This is a genomic window from Micromonospora sp. NPDC000663, assembly GCF_042898105.1.
Lineage (GTDB): Bacteria > Actinomycetota > Actinomycetes > Mycobacteriales > Micromonosporaceae > Micromonospora.
Map to the genome: position 1 here is coordinate 20,231 of NZ_JBIAYR010000015.1, position 16,626 is coordinate 36,856.

At 72.2% G+C, this 16,626-nt stretch carries 20 protein-coding genes; 5 read left to right on the forward strand and 15 right to left on the reverse strand.

Going from position 1 to position 16,626, the window contains the following annotated elements; all coding sequences use genetic code 11:
• Nucleotides 1-42: 42 nt before the first annotated feature.
• Nucleotides 43-465 carry a hypothetical protein gene (locus ACFY1S_RS28245; RefSeq protein ID WP_387123827.1) on the reverse strand — a complete coding sequence of 141 codons (423 nt, stop codon included), beginning with the start codon at nt 463-465 and terminating at the stop codon, nt 43-45.
• 289 nt (nt 466-754) lie between these two features.
• Between ACFY1S_RS28245 and ACFY1S_RS28250 the strand changes: the two genes are divergently transcribed.
• On the forward strand, nt 755-1,051 hold the full coding sequence (locus tag ACFY1S_RS28250; protein ID WP_364362291.1) for an MTH1187 family thiamine-binding protein: 297 nt from the start codon (nt 755-757) through the stop codon (nt 1,049-1,051).
• Between the two features lie 121 nt (nt 1,052-1,172).
• Nucleotides 1,173-2,615, forward strand: a complete 1,443-nt coding sequence (gndA, locus tag ACFY1S_RS28255; RefSeq protein ID WP_387123830.1) for an NADP-dependent phosphogluconate dehydrogenase — start codon at nt 1,173-1,175, stop codon at nt 2,613-2,615.
• A 110-nt stretch (nt 2,616-2,725) separates the two neighbouring features.
• Here gndA and ACFY1S_RS28260 read toward each other — a convergent pair whose 3' ends face one another.
• From ACFY1S_RS28260 to recO, 5 genes are all read right to left on the reverse strand, one after another.
• Complete coding sequence (locus tag ACFY1S_RS28260) at nt 2,726-3,487, reverse strand: pirin family protein (protein WP_357994322.1); 762 nt, start codon at nt 3,485-3,487, stop codon at nt 2,726-2,728.
• Nucleotides 3,484-3,711, reverse strand: coding sequence for a thioredoxin reductase (locus ACFY1S_RS28265; protein WP_364362288.1), 228 nt, complete (start codon nt 3,709-3,711; stop codon nt 3,484-3,486). The genes ACFY1S_RS28260 and ACFY1S_RS28265 overlap by 4 nt, the downstream gene beginning before the upstream one ends.
• A gap of 147 nt (nt 3,712-3,858) precedes the next feature.
• Nucleotides 3,859-4,044 carry a hypothetical protein gene (locus ACFY1S_RS28270; RefSeq protein ID WP_387123833.1) on the reverse strand — a complete coding sequence of 62 codons (186 nt, stop codon included), beginning with the start codon at nt 4,042-4,044 and terminating at the stop codon, nt 3,859-3,861.
• A 64-nt stretch (nt 4,045-4,108) separates the two neighbouring features.
• Nucleotides 4,109-4,921 carry an isoprenyl transferase gene (locus tag ACFY1S_RS28275; RefSeq protein ID WP_387123952.1) on the reverse strand — a complete coding sequence of 271 codons (813 nt, stop codon included), beginning with the start codon at nt 4,919-4,921 and terminating at the stop codon, nt 4,109-4,111.
• Nucleotides 4,921-5,796 (reverse strand): DNA repair protein RecO, encoded by an 876-nt coding sequence (gene recO / locus ACFY1S_RS28280; RefSeq protein ID WP_364362287.1) that lies wholly within the window; start codon nt 5,794-5,796, stop codon nt 4,921-4,923. Before recO ends, ACFY1S_RS28275 begins: the two co-directional genes overlap by 1 nt.
• A gap of 102 nt (nt 5,797-5,898) precedes the next feature.
• Between recO and ACFY1S_RS28285 the strand changes: the two genes are divergently transcribed.
• Complete coding sequence (locus ACFY1S_RS28285) at nt 5,899-6,705, forward strand: DUF4097 domain-containing protein (protein WP_387123836.1); 807 nt, start codon at nt 5,899-5,901, stop codon at nt 6,703-6,705.
• Here ACFY1S_RS28285 and ACFY1S_RS28290 read toward each other — a convergent pair.
• The 8 genes from ACFY1S_RS28290 to ACFY1S_RS28325 all read right to left on the reverse strand — a co-directional run bounded on the left by ACFY1S_RS28290 (nt 6,692) and on the right by ACFY1S_RS28325 (nt 14,111).
• Nucleotides 6,692-7,864, reverse strand: a complete 1,173-nt coding sequence (locus tag ACFY1S_RS28290; RefSeq protein WP_387123838.1) for an acyltransferase — start codon at nt 7,862-7,864, stop codon at nt 6,692-6,694. The two genes, ACFY1S_RS28285 and ACFY1S_RS28290, sit on opposite strands and share 14 nt — an antisense overlap.
• Nucleotides 7,865-8,029: 165 nt before the next feature.
• Nucleotides 8,030-8,926, reverse strand: a complete 897-nt coding sequence (era, locus tag ACFY1S_RS28295) for a GTPase Era (protein WP_387123954.1) — start codon at nt 8,924-8,926, stop codon at nt 8,030-8,032.
• 5 nt (nt 8,927-8,931) lie between these two features.
• On the reverse strand, nt 8,932-9,315 hold the full coding sequence (locus ACFY1S_RS28300) for a cytidine deaminase (RefSeq protein WP_387123840.1): 384 nt from the start codon (nt 9,313-9,315) through the stop codon (nt 8,932-8,934).
• A complete protein-coding gene (locus ACFY1S_RS28305; protein ID WP_364365904.1) occupies nt 9,308-10,723 on the reverse strand; it encodes a hemolysin family protein in 1,416 nt (471 codons plus the stop codon). The genes ACFY1S_RS28300 and ACFY1S_RS28305 overlap by 8 nt, the downstream gene beginning before the upstream one ends.
• Nucleotides 10,699-11,172, reverse strand: coding sequence for an rRNA maturation RNase YbeY (ybeY, locus tag ACFY1S_RS28310; RefSeq protein WP_355009276.1), 474 nt, complete (start codon nt 11,170-11,172; stop codon nt 10,699-10,701). Before ybeY ends, ACFY1S_RS28305 begins: the two co-directional genes overlap by 25 nt.
• A gap of 15 nt (nt 11,173-11,187) precedes the next feature.
• A complete protein-coding gene (locus ACFY1S_RS28315) occupies nt 11,188-12,246 on the reverse strand; it encodes a PhoH family protein (protein ID WP_364362282.1) in 1,059 nt (352 codons plus the stop codon).
• 132 nt (nt 12,247-12,378) lie between these two features.
• Nucleotides 12,379-13,755, reverse strand: a complete 1,377-nt coding sequence (locus ACFY1S_RS28320) for a serine hydrolase domain-containing protein (RefSeq protein WP_387123842.1) — start codon at nt 13,753-13,755, stop codon at nt 12,379-12,381.
• Nucleotides 13,752-14,111: a histidine triad nucleotide-binding protein gene (locus ACFY1S_RS28325; RefSeq protein WP_387123844.1), complete on the reverse strand. Its 360-nt coding sequence runs from the start codon at nt 14,109-14,111 to the stop codon at nt 13,752-13,754. Before ACFY1S_RS28325 ends, ACFY1S_RS28320 begins: the two co-directional genes overlap by 4 nt.
• Before the next feature lie 43 nt (nt 14,112-14,154).
• On the opposite strand from ACFY1S_RS28325, the gene ACFY1S_RS28330 reads away from it, so the two are divergent.
• Both ACFY1S_RS28330 and ppk2 read left to right on the forward strand, forming a co-directional pair.
• Nucleotides 14,155-14,916, forward strand: coding sequence for an SDR family NAD(P)-dependent oxidoreductase (locus tag ACFY1S_RS28330; protein WP_387123846.1), 762 nt, complete (start codon nt 14,155-14,157; stop codon nt 14,914-14,916).
• 58 nt (nt 14,917-14,974) lie between these two features.
• Entirely contained in the window at nt 14,975-15,886 is a 912-nt protein-coding gene (gene ppk2, locus ACFY1S_RS28335) for a polyphosphate kinase 2 (RefSeq protein ID WP_387123848.1), read from the forward strand.
• Nucleotides 15,887-15,890: 4 nt separating this feature from the next.
• Here ppk2 and ACFY1S_RS28340 read toward each other — a convergent pair whose 3' ends face one another.
• Nucleotides 15,891-16,625, reverse strand: coding sequence for a 16S rRNA (uracil(1498)-N(3))-methyltransferase (locus ACFY1S_RS28340; protein ID WP_387123850.1), 735 nt, complete (start codon nt 16,623-16,625; stop codon nt 15,891-15,893).
• Nucleotide 16,626: the final 1 nt, after the last annotated feature.

Genomic DNA, 16,626 nt, shown 5'->3' on the forward strand with positions numbered 1-16,626 from the left:
CCGCACCGCCGGAACAGCGCGGCCGGGTGGGTGCGGGGTCGGTCAGCTGCGCCGGAAGGCGTACCGGCGGCTCTGGCCAGCCTGTCGGCCACGCCCGCCGCTCGATCGCGTCCCGCCACCCTGCGGCGGGCCGGCCGTCGGTGCCTTCGGTCGCCCGGCCACCTTCGGCAGGTCTGCCACCACCGGCGCGTCGACCACTGCCGGCACGTCGACCGGCGGCGCCAGCTCACCCGGCACCGCCGCCGGCAGAGCCGACCGGCTCAGCACCGCCGGCAGCGGCGGCTCGACCAGCACCGGTTCACCCAACGCTGCCGGAAGTGCCGGCTCGACCAGGAGCGCCGGCTCGACCGCGAGATCCACGTCGGAGCGGGTTGGTAGGAGCGCGTCATGGCCGGCCGCCGGGTCCGTGCCGGCGGGCGTCGGTGTGGCGGTACGGGACCTCTTCGGTTTGCGCTTCGCGGGCATCCGGGCCTCCTTCGGTGCCGACCGTCACTGCCGGTCCCGCGCTCCGGGGCCGGTCGGCTCGACTGGTGACCGTCGCAGCGCGACAGTCGAATCGGGAAGGGACTGCTCACCGGGATCGGCAGCGCCAGCACCGCCGCACGGCGGGTGGAGAACGCGGGACGCCCGGGAGCGCACGGACCGCGACGCGGGGCGGCGGGCCGGCTCGGAGAGTGGGGCGTCAGTTGCGCATGCCCGTACGGTAACCACCGCCCGGCGGGACGCGCACCCGATTTACTGGCACGATCGGCACATGCTCATCGCGTTCTCGATCACCCCGCTGGGCGGCGACGACTCCGTGGGCGATCTGGTCGCCGAGGCGGTGCGGGTGGTCCGGGAGTCCGGCCTGCCCAATCGGACCGACGCCATGTTCACCACTGTCGAGGGCGAGTGGGACGAGGTGATGGCGGTGGTGAAGCGGGCGGTCGACGTGGTGGCAGCGCAGGCGCCCCGGGTGAGTGTGGTGCTCAAGGCCGACGTCCGCCCCGGGGTCACCGATGCGCTCACCGGGAAGGTCGCACGGATCGAAGCCCGCCTCGCCGAGGGCTGACCGGCGCCACTGTCGGCAACACGGCGGCCACCAGGCGTATCGCAGTGTGGATCACCGGTACGTACTGGCGCGTACCGCGATAGGTTCAGGTCAATAGCAGCGGTGAAAGGTGGCGGCACGGATGGCTGAGCAGGCGACGGCGCAGATCGGTGTGACCGGGTTGGCGGTGATGGGCCGCAATCTGGCCCGCAACCTGGCCCGCAACGGCTTCACGGTGGCGGTGCACAACAGGTCACCGGAGCGCACCCGCAGCCTCATCGCCGAGCACGGCGACGAGGGCACGTTCGTGCCCGGCGAGACGATTGCGGACTTCGTGGCGTCGCTGGAACGGCCACGCGCGGTGATCGTCATGGTCAAGGCCGGCGCGCCCACCGACGCGGTGATCGACGAGCTGGTGCCGCTGCTGGATGAGGGCGACATCATCGTCGACTGCGGCAACGCCCACTTCGCCGACACGCGTCGTCGTGAGGAGGCGCTGCGCGCGCAGGGGCTGCACTTCAGCGGCACCGGGGTCTCCGGCGGCGAGGAGGGCGCGCTGCTCGGTCCGAGCATCATGCCGGGCGGCTCCGACGAGTCGTACGCCAAGCTCGGGCCGATGTTCGAGAAGATCGCCGCGCAGGTGGACGGTGTGCCGTGCTGCATGCACGTCGGGCCGGACGGCGCCGGGCACTTCGTCAAGATGGTGCACAACGGCATCGAGTACGCCGACATGCAGCTCATCGCCGAGGCGTACGACCTGCTGCGGGCAGGCCTGGACGCGACGCCGGCGGAGATCGCGGAGATCTTCCGCGACTGGAACGACGGCGAGTTGGGGTCGTTCCTCATCGAGATCACCGCCGACGTGCTCGCGCACACCGACGCGGCGACCGGCCGGGCGTTCGTGGACATCGTGCAGGACCGGGCCGAGCAGAAGGGCACCGGCAGGTGGACCGTGCAGAGCGCTCTGGACCTGGGCATCCCGATCACCGGGATCGCCGAGGCGACCTTCGCCCGCTCGCTGTCCGGGCACGTCGACCAGCGCGAGGCGGCCCGCCGGGCGTTCCCGGACGCCGGTGAGAAGTGGCAGGTCGCCGACCGGGACGCGTTCGTCGAGGACGTCCGCCGGGCGCTGCTCGCCTCCAAGATCGTCGCGTACGCGCAGGGCTTCGACCACATCCGCGCCGGCAGCCAGGAGTACGACTGGGACATCGACCTCGGCGGCACGGCGACGATCTGGCGGGGCGGCTGCATCATCCGGGCGCGCTTCCTGAACCGCATCCGCGAGGCGTACGACGAGCAGCCGGACCTGCCGACGTTGCTTGTGGCACCGTACTTCGCCGAGGCGGTCGGCGCGGGCGTGCCGAGCTGGCGGCGGGTCGTGGCCGACGCGGCGCGGGCCGGGGTGCCGACGCCCGCGTTCTCGTCGTCGCTCGCGTACTTCGACGCGCTGCGCGCGGAGCGGCTGCCCGCCGCGCTGATCCAGGGTCTGCGGGACAACTTCGGCGCGCACACCTACCAGCGGGTCGACCGCGAGGGTTCGTTCCACACCACCTGGGCCGGCGACCGCACCGAATCCCCCGCCTGACCAAAGGGACGCACGGCAGGGTCGTGCTCGATCACGGATGCGGGTGGCCTTCCCGACGACGGGAGGCCACCCACATCCACGTTCGGCGTGATCATCGGAGACGACGGGCCTCAGGCGACTGTGGCGTGCATCTCCCAGACGAGGATCTCGGCCGGCTCGTCGGCGGTGACCCGCCGGCCGCCGGTCATGGTGAGTCGGGCCGCGTCGCCGGTGCCGAGCGGGCCGACGCCCTCCAGGTTCACCGTCCCGTCGGGCACGTAGAGGTGCACGAAGGGCGCGTCGGGGATGGTGACCTCGTCACCGGGGGCGAGCCGGGCGGCGTGCAGGGTCGCGTACCGGTTGCGGATCCGGATCGCGGACGCGCCGTCGTAACGCTCCATGCCGGAGGCGATCGGCACCAGGCCGCCGCGGAGCAGTTCGTCCTCGATCTCCAGCTGCTCGTACCCGGGGTCGACGCCCTCCTCGTCGGGGAGCACCCACATCTGCACGAAATGCACCGGGTCGCTGTGCGGCTCCTGGTTGTTGAGTCGCCAGGCGTCGTTCTTCTCCGAGTGCAGGATGCCGGTGCCGGCGCTCATCCGCTGCGCCAGCCCCGGGTAGATCACCCCCGAGTGGCCTGTGGAGTCCTGGTGCACGAGCGAGCCCCGCAGCACCCAGGTCACGATCTCCATGTCCTGGTGCGGGTGGGTCTCGAAGCCGGCGCCCGGCCGGACCACGTCGTCGTTGTTGACAAGCAGCAGCCCGTGGTGGGTGTTCGCCGGGTCGTAGTGCCTGGAGAACGAGAAGGAGTGCTTGGAGTCCAGCCACGAGATCCGGGTGGCGAACCGATCCTCGGCGCGGCGTACGTCGACCGCCGGAGCGGGGGCGGTCACCAGGCACGCTGCCCGGCGTCGGGGGTGGACGGCGCCCAGGTCAGCGCCGGCTCGCCGGTGGCCAGCTCGGCGATCTCACCGGTCCGCAGCGCAGGCGTGTGGCCGAACTCGGCGCAGTGCTGCTCGGCGATCTCGGCGCAGATGTCGGCCACCTGCTCGCAGAGGGGGTCGCCCAGATCGGCGGCGTTCAACGCCATGATCATCTTGTACCGGAGATCCCGCACACCCACCCCCACCACCGAGTCCCGCCACCTCCGGACCCTACCCGCCGCCCCTCACCCACCACCCGCGAACAACTGAGACGCCGGCGCGGACCCGGACAGCGAAAGACGCCGCCCGCACGGATGCGGGCGGCGTCGGCGAATCGGGGATCACCAGAACCGGCGGCGCTTGGCCTTCTGGGGACGCATCAGGTCCGCGCCCTTGGTCAGCAGCCGGGTCACACCGGAGGGACCACGCCGGGCCTCCAGGGTGTGGCTGAGCCTGCGGGCTCCGGCGGCGGCCAGCGGCACCGCGACCGCCATCACCGCCCACTGGGCAATGCGCTTCTGGATCATGTGGGTTCACCTCCGTCAGTGGCTTCTGACGTCTCTGGTACCCAGCGTGACCGGTTGGTAAGCCTCAGACCGTCGGCGCGACCGGGTTGGGCAGCGCGCCACCGAACCGCCTGTCGCGCTGGGCGTACAGCTCACACGCGTACCACAGGTGACGGCGGTCGAAGTCGGGCCAGAGCGTGTCGAGGAAGACCAGCTCGGCGTACGCGGTCTGCCAGAGCAGGAAGTTGGAGATCCGCTCCTCGCCCGACGGGCGCAGGAACAGGTCCACCTCCGGGATCTCCGGATGATAGAGGTACTTCGCCACCGTCTTCTCGGTGACCTTCGCCGGGTCGAGCCGACCGGCAGCGACATCGCGGGCGATCGCGGCGGCGGCGTCGCCGATCTCCGCCTGACCGCCGTAGTTGACGCAGAACTGGAGCGTGAGCGTCGAGTTGCCCTGGGACATCTCCTCGGCGGTCTGCAACTCGGAGATGACGCTCTTCCACAGACGGCCGGGCCGGCCCGCCCAGACCACCCGGACGCCGAGATCGACCAGCTGGTCGCGGCGGCGGCGGATGACATCCCGGTTGAAGCCCATCAGGAACCGGACCTCGTCCGGTGAACGCCGCCAGTTCTCGGTGGAGAACGCGTACGCCGACAGGTAGGGGATGCCCATCTCGATGGCGCCTTCGATGGTGTCGAAGAGGCTGTGCTCCCCCGCCTCGTGACCCTTGGTACGCGGCAGCCCGCGGTCCTTGGCCCACCGCCCGTTGCCGTCCATCACCACTGCCACGTGCCGCGGCACCGCCTCGCTGGGCAGCGCCGGCGGCCGGGCGCCGGACGGGTGGGGTGTCGGCGGTGTCGGCTCACGCCGGCCGGCCCTGGTGGATCGTCGGATCACTCGGCTCTCTCCCTGCTCGCACCGTCCGCCCCGGCCTCGACGTCGCCGCGTGGCCTGAGCATCGCAGCCCCACCGCCGCCGGGCGGCGGGGCCGTGCCGGCGGCCGGGGAACCCCGGTCGACCAGCGGCAGCGAGCGTAGCGCGCGCTCCAGGTGCCACTGCAGGTGAGCCGCGACGAGCCCACTGCACTCCCGGCGTACGCCGGTGTCGGTGGCGTCGGCGACCACCCAGTCGCCGGTGGTCAGCGCGGACATCAGGTCGATGGTGGCCGGGGCGGGGTGGGCCGCGCCGGGCGGGCGGCAGTCCGGGCAGACGGCGCCGCCGGCCGGTACGGAGAACGCCCGGTGCCGGCCGGGGGTGCCGCAGACCGCGCACGCGACAAGCGCCGGCGCCCAGCCGGCGAGGGCCATCCCGCGCAGCAGGTACGCGTCGAGCACGAGTGTGGTGTCGTGCTCGCCCCGGGACAGTGCCTTCAACGCGCCGACGGTGAGCTGGAACAGCCGCAGCGACGGCTCCCGCTCGACAGGGGTGAGCCGCTCGGCGGTCTCGGCTATCGCGCTGGCTGCCGTGTAGCGGGGGTAGTCGCCGAGGAACCGCTTGCCGTACAGGTCGATGCCCTCGACCTGGCTGACCGTGTGCAGCGAGCTGCCGTGGTTGCCCTTCGGGTCGCCGGCGAGCTGGAGGTCGACGTGGCCGAACGGCTCCAACCGCGCCCCGAACTTGCTCGTGGTGCGGCGGATCCCGCGGGCCACCGCGCGCAGCCGGCCGTGCCGGCGGGTGAGCAGTGTGATGATCCGGTCGGACTCGCCGAGTTTCTGCACACGCAGCACCACCGCGTCGTCGCGGTAGAGCTGTCGGCGATACCCGGCCATCGGGCCATTCTCCCTCGGGGTGTGAAATCAGGGTCGCTTCGGGGTGGACGCGCGGAAGAACCCCGATGCGCCCGGCTCGTGCCCGGCCGTAGCGTGCTGGCCATGGCACTGCTCGACACCACCGCAGCCGTCCGCCGTCGCGTCACGGCCCCCGTCGCGCTGGGGATGACCGCCACCCTCATCCTGCTCGCCGGGTGCGACAACCTCTCGTTCCGCCGGCTCGACTACGACGACACCGAGGCGGTGAAGATCACCACGATCCGGATGCTGGGGGGCTCCGGCGACATGGTGGTCCGGGGCACCGGCCCGGCGGGTGAGGCGCGGATCAAACGGGTGGTGCGCTACCAGGGGGGTGAGCCCAAGGCCCGGTACGAGATCAAGGGCAGCGAACTCGTCCTGGACAGCGACTGCGGCAACAGGTGCACCGTCTCCTACGAGGTGACCGTGCCGGAGGGCGTGACCGTGCAGGGCGAGTCCGGTTCGGGTGACGTCGACCTGAGCAAGATCGGCACGGTCGACCTCCGGCTGGGTTCGGGGGACGTGCGGATCGTCGGCGCCACGGGAGCGGTAGGGGTGGAGACCGGCTCCGGCAACATCGAGGTCAGCGAGGCCAGCGCGGCGGTGCGCCTGCGCGCCGGTTCCGGTGACATCACGGCCCGGCGGCTCGGTGGCGCGACGGACGCCGAGGCCGGCTCCGGCAACGTCACAATCGAACTGGACACGCCGGCGGCGGCACGCGCGCACGCGTCCAGCGGCGACGTGACGCTGCTGGTGCCGCAGGGCAGCTACCGGGTGCGTTCCAGCACCGGCTCCGGCGACGCCCGGGTCACCGTCGCCGACGATCCGGCCGCGTCCCTGGTGCTCGACGGGTCGGCCGGCAGCGGCAACGTCACCATCAGCCAGCGTTGAGGTCGACGGTGGCCGCCTCCCCGGCCACCCGCTGCGCCGGCACGAAGGCCGGCCCACCGGCCGGAACGCCGCCCGGTCCACCGGCCGGAACGGGCGGCGGCGCACCGGACCGGGCAGCCGGCCCGGCACCAGGCCGGGCAGCCGACGGGGTAGGCGCGGGCGGGGCGCCCGGGATCAGCTCCGGTGGCCGCCGGGCGGCGACGTCCTCGACCCAGCCGACGGCCAGGGTGACGACCCCCACCAGCGCGAAGACAAGCACCACCCGGATGGCCAGCCCCAGCAGGTTCTGGTGGGACCAGCCGACCACGTCGACGAGCGGGGTGAGCGCCACCACGAACGGCATGTGCCAGAGGTAGACGGTCAACGCGCGGCGGTTGAGCACGGTGACCGCGCGGTCCGCCAGCCGGCTGCGCTCCAGCCACGGGATCCCCGCCGGCGCCCGGCCGAGCACGACCAGGATGAACGCCGCGGACCAGAGGGCGTTGCCGAGGTGGTTGTCGTTGAGGTCGTACCCGCGTGGGCCGGGATGCGCGACGATCCACGCGCCGCCTGTCACCGCGAGCGCCAGCGCCAACGGGTACAGCACCCGGCCGGCGAGCCGGCGCAGCATCCCGGCGTGGTGGGCGAACCCGAGCAGCCACGCGCCGAAGTACAGGCCGAACTCCCGCAGCACCGGCGGGGGCGCCTGATAGATCCCCACCTCGATGGCCACCAGCAGGAGGTACGGGGCGAGCACCGTGGGCAGCGGCGCCCTGCGGAACAGCCAGAACGCCACAGGCGAGGCGAGCACGAACCACAGGTAGTCGCGCAGGTACCAGATGATGCTCAGCGCCAGGGCGCCCCAGTTGTTGGCGGGCGGGTCCGCGATCGGGAACAGCCACAGCAGCAGGCGAGGGCTGGCGGTCAGCCCGCTGAACAGCATGGCCGGGACGAAGACCGCCGCCAGCACCCACAGTGACGGCAGCAGCCGGCGCAGCCGGCGACCGACCGCCGCCGGCCCGGACCGGGTGAGCGACGCGGCCATCAACGAGCCGGCAAGCGCGAACATCACCGACATGGCGGGGAACACGAGGGTGAGGGTCGCCCACCCGGTGACGTGGTAGACGACTACTCGGACGATGGCCAGAAAGCGGAGCAGATCGAGATACCTGTTGCGCATCAGCCTGCATCTGGGTCGGGGAAGCGGGGGTGTACCTCCCCTACCCTGCGCGGCACCGAAGCCAAACGGCGGGCACCCCGCCCAGACGTGAATCCGGCCATCGGTACGACCGAAAAGGATCATGGAAGGCCCGAACGGGACGCCCGGCCGGGCCCACGAGATGGGTCAGAAGCCCAGCTTGCGCAGTTGCTTCGGGTCGCGCTGCCAGTCCTTCGCCACCCGCACGTGCAGGTCCAGGTAGACCCGGGTGCCCAGCAGCTCCTCGATCTGGCGGCGGGCGGTGGTGCCGACCTCCTTGAGCCGGCTCGCCTTGTGGCCGAGCACGATCGCCTTCTGGCTGGGCCGTTCCACGTACAGGTCGGCGTAGATCTTCATGACCTGACCCTCGGGGATCATCTCCTCGACCACCACCGCGATCGAGTGCGGCAGCTCGTCGCGGACACCCTCCAGCGCGGCCTCCCGGATCAGCTCCGCGACCAGCACCTGCTCCGGGTCGTCGGTGAGCATGTCGTCCGGGTAGAGCTGCGGCGACGGCGGCAGGTACCTGGTCATCACGTCGACGAGCGTGTCCACCTGGTGCCCGGAGACAGCGCTCACCGGCACGATCTCGGCGAACTCCCCCATCTCGCTGACCGCGAGCAACTGCTCGGCCAGCCGGCGCTTGTCCACCAGGTCGGTCTTGGTGACCACGGCCAGCACTGTCGCCTTCAACTCGGCCAGCTCGCCGGAGATGAACCGGTCACCGCGCCCGACCGGCTCGTCTGCCGGGATGCAGAGGCCGATCACGTCGACCTCGGTCCAGGTCGAGCGGACCAGGTCGTTGAGGCGCTCGCCGAGCAGCGTACGGGGACGGTGCAGGCCAGGCGTGTCGACCAGGACCAGCTGCGAGTCCGGACGGTGCAGCACGGCACGGATGACGTGCCTGGTGGTCTGCGGCTTGTTCGACGTGATCGCGATCTTGGTGCCGACGATGGCGTTGGTGAGCGTGGACTTGCCGGCGTTGGGACGCCCGACGAAGCAACCGAACCCCGCCCGGTACGCAGGCGCCTGCGGATCCCGCACCGCGCTCACTCGGTCACCGTACCGAGGACCGTGCCGTCCGGCGCGGCCACGTGGATCGGCGCGTCCACGGCGAGGTCACGGACCGCCGCGTGCCCGGCGCCGTCGAGCGTCGACGCCTCGGTCACCACGACCGCCGCCTCCAGCCGGCTCGCCCCCGCCGCCACCGCCGAGGCCACCGCCAACTGCAACGCGGTGAGGGTCAGCGAGGGCAGGGCGACACTGGCCGCCGCGTACGTCCGGCCGTCCTGGTCCCGGACGGCGGCCCCCTCCACGGCGGCGACCCGCCCGCGGGCTCCCCGGGCCAGGACCACCAACTTGGCGTCCTCGGCGCTCAGCGGGGCCGGCGCGGTGGCTGTGGGCTGCGCGGGCGCGGCGGGTGTGTCAGGCATCGGCGGGTTGCCTCTCCTCGTCTCGGTTGTGACCCTGGTCGTCTCCGGGGCCGGTGTGCCCCGCGGTGTCCTGCTCGTCGCCCGGCTCGGCCCGGCTGACCAGGACGGTGTCGATCCGGTTGCGCCGGCCGGTGGTGCCCTCGGCGACCAGTCGGAGACCGGCGACCTCGGCCTCGGCGCCGGGGATCGGCACCCGCCCGAGCGACTGGGCGAGCAGACCGCCGACCGTCTCCACCTCGTCGGTGGGCAGGTCGGTGTCGAACAGCTCGCCCAGGTTCTCCACCGGCAGGCGGGCGGTGACCCGCACCGACGAGTCGGGCAGGCGTTCGACAGGCGGGCGTTCGACATCGTACTCGTCGGTGATCTCGCCGACGATCTCCTCCAGGATGTCCTCGATGGTGACGAGGCCGCCGGTGCCGCCGTACTCGTCGACGACGATGACCAGGTGGTTGCGGGCGGCCTGCATCTCCGACAGGAGGTCGTCCACCGGTTTGGACTCCGGTACGAATGTCGCCGGGCGCATCAGCTCGGCCACCGGCAACTGCTCGGCCTGCGGGTCACCGCCGCGCGAGCGCCGGATCAGGTCCTTGAGGTAGAGCACGCCCAGCACGTCGTCGACGCTCTCGCCGATCACCGGGATGCGGGAGAAGCCGGACCGCAGGAAGAGCGCCAGCGCCTGCGCGAGCGTCTTGCCCTCCTCGATCCAAACCATCTCCGTACGCGGCACCATCACCTCACGGGCGATGGTGTCGCCGAGCGCGAAGACCGAGTGGATCATCTGGCGTTCGCCGTGCTCGACCACGCCGCGCTGCTCGGCCAGGTCGACCAGCTCCCGCAGCTCGACCTGGGTGGCGAACGGGCCCTCCCGGAAGCCACGGCCCGGGGTGACCGCGTTGCCGATGAGGATCAGCAGCGACGCGAGGGGGTTGAGCGCCCGGCCCAGCCAGCGGACCAGCGGCGCCACCGCCCGACCCACCGCGTACGCGTGCTGCCGGCCGATGGTGCGCGGGGCGACCCCGACCACCACGAAGCTGACCACTGTCATGGCGCCGGCGGTGACGAGCGCGGCCCGCCAGCCGGCGCCGAAGCTGTCCACCGCGACGAGCGCCACGAGCGTGGTGGCTGTCAGTTCGGCGAGCAGCCGCAACAGCAGGAGCAGGTTGAGGTGCCGGACCACGTCCCCGGCCACGGTCTGGAGGGTGCGGGCGCCGCGTACGCCGTCCCGGGCCAGCTCGGCGGCCCGGGCCGGGGAGACGGCGGCGAGCGCCGCCTCGGTCATCGCGATCACTCCGGCCAACACGACCAGACCGGCCGCGAAGACGATCAGCTGCACATCGGGAAGGCCGGCGGTGGGGCCGGCCGCGAGTAACGGAGGAGTGGACATCACTGGGTGCGGGTCGACCGCCAGCTCGACAGCAGCCGGGCCTGGAGCGCGAACATCTCCCGCTCCTCCTCCGGCTCCGCGTGGTCGTAGCCGAGCAGGTGCAGCACCCCGTGCACGGTGAGCAGGTGCAGCTCGTCCGCGGGGGCGTGCCCGGCGGTGGCTGCCTGCTTGGCCGCCACCTCGGGGCACAGCACGATGTCACCGAGCAGGGCCGGCTCCCCACCGGCCGGGGCGCTCTCGCCCGGGCCGTGGTCGACGCTGCCCTCGTCCATGGGGAACGCGAGCACGTCGGTCGGGCCGTCGCCACCCATCCAACGGTGGTTCAGCTCGGTCATGTAGTCGATGTCGACAAGCAGCACGGACAGCTCGGCGAGGGGGTTTACCCCCATCTCGTCGAGTGCGTGCCGGGCGACGGCGAGCACGGCGTCGGTGTCGACGTCGACACCGGACTCGTTGGCGATCTCGATGGACAACTGCTTTCCTCTGCTTTAGCGGCGGCGGCCGGCCCGGCCGCCCTGGGCGGGTCGCCCGGGCACGGCATGGACGCCCTGCGCCTGCTGGTTCTCCCGCTCGGCGTCCCAGCGGGCGTACGCGTCGACGATCTCCCCGACCAGCCGGTGGCGGACCACGTCGGAGCTGGACAGCTGGGCGAAGTGCACGTCCTCGACGTTCTCCAGGATCTCGCGGACGACCCGCAGACCGCTTGTCGTCCCGCCGGGAAGGTCCACCTGGGTGACGTCACCGGTAACGACGATCTTGGAGTTGAAGCCGAGCCGGGTGAGGAACATCTTCATCTGCTCGGGTGTCGTGTTCTGCGCCTCGTCCAGGATGATGAACGCGTCGGAGAGCGTACGGCCCCGCATGTAGGCCAGCGGGGCGACCTCGATCGTCCCCTGGGCCATCAGCTTCGGAATCGTCTCCGGGTCCAGCATCTCGTGCAGCGCGTCGTAGAGCGGACGCAGGTACGGGTCGATCTTCTCGTTCAGGGTGCCCGGCAGGAAGCCCAGTCGCTCGCCGGCCTCGACGGCCGGCCGGGTCAGGATGATCCGGTTGACCTGCTTGGCCTGCAACGCCTGGACGGCCTTCGCCATCGCCAGGTACGTCTTGCCGGTGCCGGCCGGGCCGATGCCGAAGACGATGGTGTTCGAGTCGATCGCGTCGACGTACCGCTTCTGCCCGAGTGTCTTGGGGCGGATGGTGCGCCCGCGTCGGGAGAGGATGTTGAGCGTCAGGACCTCGGCGGGCCGCTCGGCGCTGCCCTGCTCGAGCATGCCGACGGTACGCCGGACGGCGTCAGTGGTCAGGGTCTCGCCTTTCTCGATGAGTTCGAGCAGCTCACTGAAGACCCGCTCGGCGAGGGCGTTGTCCGCCGGGGCGCCGGTGATGGTGATCTCGTTGCCACGAACGTGCACGTCACTGGTGACCGAGCGTTCGACGAGTCGCAGGATCTCGTCGCCCGCGCCGAGGAGGTTGACCATGATCTTCGAGTCGGGCACGGTGATCCTGGTCTGCACCCGGGGCGGGCCGGGAGGTGGGGTGCCGGTCATAGGTCGGGCCGAAGGGCCCTGCGCCACCTGCTCTCGATCTCGGTGCCGGCCCTGCTGGCACGGCGTGCGGACGTTCCACCCATCGTATCGGTTCAACGCGTGCCGCACCGCGCCCATTTCCGCTGGCCGCGATCAACTCCCGGCCCGGAAGTCGTACCTGTCGAACGTCTCCTGGTGGCGGGTGAAACGGTACGTCGCCCAGTGCATCCGGATCACCGTGCCGGCGTCGTCGCGAGTAAGCCGCAGCAGCTCGCCGACCTCCCGCCCGGAGACCGTGCGGTACACGTCGGGGCGGTCCGGCAGCGGGGCGAAGACCGCAGGCGGACGCCCGGCCGGGTCCCGTTCCGCTCGCGCCCGGAGGGTGCCGTCGTGCCAGGAGAAGACGTACTCGGAGCCCTCTCCCCACCAGCGGCCGAGCAGGCCCCGCAGGGCGGCCGGAGCCGGGGCGCCGGGACGCCACGGCTCGATGTCGGCCGGGTCGTTCTCGACCGCCTCGGTCAGCAGCCGGTGCGGCAGCTCGAACAGCTCCGCCGCCGTACCGGAGGAGCCGAGCACAGCGGCGCCCATCGCGCCCGCGGTGCCGTCGCCGCCCCGCCGGCCGTACACGCCGGCGAGGAAACCGGGCATCGCCCCGTCGTGCCCCACGTGCATCACCCGCTCGCCCTGCGGGATGAGGATCAGCCCGAGCCCGAAGCCCGCTCCCCAGAGCGTCTCGTCGGTGGTGGTCACCGGCCAGCGCATCTCGTCGAGGGTGCCCGGGGCGAGCACCACGCCGGCCGGGTCCAGTGCCGCCGGGTCGGCCAGGAAGGCGGCCCAGCGGGCCATGTCCGTCGCCGTGCTCCACAGCTGGGCGGCCGGGCCGACCGCGCCGAAGTCGGTGGGCGGCTCCGGGTGCGCCTCGTCGGAGTACGCGTCGACCAGATAGCCGGTGGCCGCGCCCGGCCCGGGGGCGACAGTGGTGTCGGCGAGCCCCAGCGGCGTCAGGACCCGCTCGTCGAGCGTCTGCGCCCAGGTGCCGCCGCGCAGCCGGGCCACCAGTTGCCCGAGCACGGCCAGGCCGAGGTTCGAGTAGTGGAACCGGCGGCCCGTCGGCAGCACCCGCTCGGCCCGGTCCAGCTCCGCCACCAGCCGGGCGTCGTCCGGCGCGGTCAGGGAGTCCCACACGTCGCCGAACGGCTCGCGTTGCAGGCCCGCGGTGTGCGACAGCAGGCGGCGCACGGTCAGCTCGCCGTGCGCCGGCAGGTCCAGCTGCCGGCCCACCGGGTCGTCCAGGTCCAGCAGGCCGTCGTCGCGGCACTGGAGGGTGAGCACCGCGGTGAAGGTCTTGGTGACCGAGCCGATCCGGAACTGGGTGCCGGGCCCCAGCGGACTGTCGGTGCCGGTGTCGCCGACAGTGCAGGTCCACAGCGGCCGGTCGGCCCGGTGCAGCGCCGCCGACACGGCGGGCACCCGGGCGTCGGCCTGCACCCGACGGACCAGTCGGTCCAACGGGTTGGGGCCTGCCGTCACGACAGATCCCGGGCGAGCATGGGTCCGAGCGGCGCCCCACCGAGCAGGTGTGCGTGCACGTGGAAAACCTCCTGCCCGCCGTACGTCCCGGTGTTGAACATCAACCGGAAACCGTCCCCGAGCAGCCCCTCGTCGTCCGCGACGACGGCGGCCGTGGCAAGCACCTCACCTGCCAGTCCCGGGTCGCCCTGGGCGAGGGTGGCGACGTCGGCGTAGTGCTCCTTCGGAATGACCAGGATGTGCACCGGGGCCTTCGGGGTGATGTCGCGGAAGGCGAGGGTGGTGGCGGTCTCCCGGACCACGGTGGCCGGGATCTCCCCGGCGACGATGCGGCAGAACAGGCAGTCGGATCCCATCCGGGCAGTGTAAGGAGGAAACGGCTACGGCAGGATGGCCGGCATGACGGATCGAGCGGTACTCGTGACCGGAGCTTCGCGCGGCATCGGCCGGGCGGTGGCGGAGGCGTTCGCGGCCAGCGGGGACCGGGTGGCGATCCACCACCGCGACTCCGCCGACGCGGCCGAGCAGGTCCGCGCCCACCTGCCCGGCACGGGGCACGTCGTGGTCCGCGCGGACCTCACCGACCCGGACGCGGTCCGGGTGATGGTCGACCGGGCGGCCGAACTGCTCGGCGGGCTCGACGTGCTTGTCAACAACGCCGGGATGTACGGCGACCGGGACGACCCGCACCCGATCTTCGGCGCCACCTACGAGGAGTGGCAGCGGCGCTGGCGGCAGGTGCTGGAGACCAACCTGACCGGCGCCGGCAACGTCACCTGGTGCGCCGCGCAGCACATGCGCGGGCGCGGCGGTCGGATCGTCAACGTCTCGTCGCGGGGCGCGTTCCGGGGCGAGCCCGAGCAGCCGGCGTACGGGGCCAGCAAGGCAGGGCTGAACGCGTTGGGCCAGTCCCTCGCCGTGGCACTCGCGCCGTACGGCATCGCGGTGGCCACCGTCGCACCCGGCTTCGTGGCGACCGACATGGTCACCGAGCATCTGCGCGGCGAGCAGGGCGCGGCGATCCGGGCGCAGAGCCCGTTCGACCGGGTGGCCCGGCCGGAGGAGATCGCCGCAGCCGTGCACTGGCTGGCCTCGCCGCAAGCCGAGTGGGCCTCGGGCACCATCGTCGACCTCAACGGCGCCTCCTACCTGCGCAGCTGACCGGAATCGTCGGCCCGGCGAGGGTGGTTGCCGCCATCGGCGGGTAAGTGTCTGCGGCATGGCCGACTCCACGCTGCTGGACCTCGCCGCCGACTACCGGGTGGTCGACGGGCACGACGACGATCCGGTCCTGCTCCGCCCCGACGGCACCCCCGTCGAGACGTGGCGTGAGGACTACCCGTACGACGAACGGATGGACCGCGACGAGTACGACCACCACAAGCGGCTGCTCCAGATCGAGTTGCTCAAGCTCCAGGACTGGATCAAGGAGTCCGGCGAGCGGCTGGTGATCCTGTTCGAGGGCCGGGACGCGGCCGGCAAGGGCGGCACCATCAAACGGTTCATGGAGCACCTCAACCCGCGCGGCGCCTCAGTCGTGGCGCTGGCCAAGCCGGACGAGCGCGAGGCAGGCCAGTGGTACTTCCAGCGGTGGCTGGCGCACCTGCCGGCGGCCGGCGAGATGGTGCTGTTCGATCGGTCCTGGTACAACAGGGCCGGCGTCGAGCGGGTGATGGGTTTCTGCACCCGCAAGGAGTACCTGGAGTTCCTGCGCCAGGCCCCGGAGCTGGAGCGGATGCTGGTGCGCTCGGGCATCAGGCTTGTCAAGTTCTGGTTCTCGGTGTCGCAGAACGAGCAGCGCACCAGGTTCGCGATCCGCCAGGTGGACCCGGTGCGGCAGTGGAAGCTGTCCCCCATGGACATCGCCTCGCTCGACCGGTGGGACGAGTACACCGAGGCCAAGGAGGCGATGTTCTTCTGGACCGACACGGCCGACGCGCCGTGGACGGTGGTGAAGAGCAACGACAAGAAGCGGGCCCGCATCGAGGCGATGCGGCACGTGCTGCACCGCTTCGACTACACGGGCAAGGACCCCGAGGTGGTCGGCACACCGGACCCGCAGATCATCGGGCCGGCCGGGCTGGACCTGGGGCCGGAGGAAGAGGTGGTGCCGGTCTTCCCGAGGCCCTGAACGGTCACCAGCGGCCGAGGCGGGTGGCGAGCACGCTGAGCGCCGCCACCCCGGCCGTCGAGGTACGCAGCACCGCCGGCCCGAGACGTACCGGCCGACCACCGGCCTCGCGGAAGGCGGTCAGCTCGGCCGGGGCGATGCCGCCCTCCGGGCCGACCACCAGGACGATCTCCCCGGCGGTGGGCAGCTCGGCGGTGGTCAGCCGCTCCTCGGCCTCCTCGTGCAGCACGAACGCGGCGGCGGCGCCGGCGATCCGGCGGGCCACGGTCGCGGTGGACTCGTCAGGCGCACCGGCCACCACCGGCAGCCACGGCCGGCGAGCCTGCTTCGCGGCCTCCCGGGCGGTGGCCACCCACTTCTCCCGGGCCCGTACGCCCCGGTCACCTCGCCACTGCGCCACCGAGCGGGACGCCGCCCAGGGCACGATTTCGTCCACCCCGACCTCGGTCATCGCCTGCACGGCCAACTCGCCCCGATCTCCCTTGGCGATGCCCTGCACGGTGACGATCCGGGGTACGGGCGCGTCCGCGTACCCCCGGGAGGTGACGGTGACCTCCAGGCTGCCCCGGCCGACGGCGGTGACCACGGCGGCGGCCGTGCCTCCCCGCCCGTCGGCGAGCAGCAGCTCCTCGCCGACGCGCAGCCGTTGCACTGTGGCGGCGTGGTGCCCCTCCGGGCCGTCCAGGGTCAGTGCGTCGCCGGTGGGCAGCGCCTCGACCAGGAACAGCGGCGCGGACACC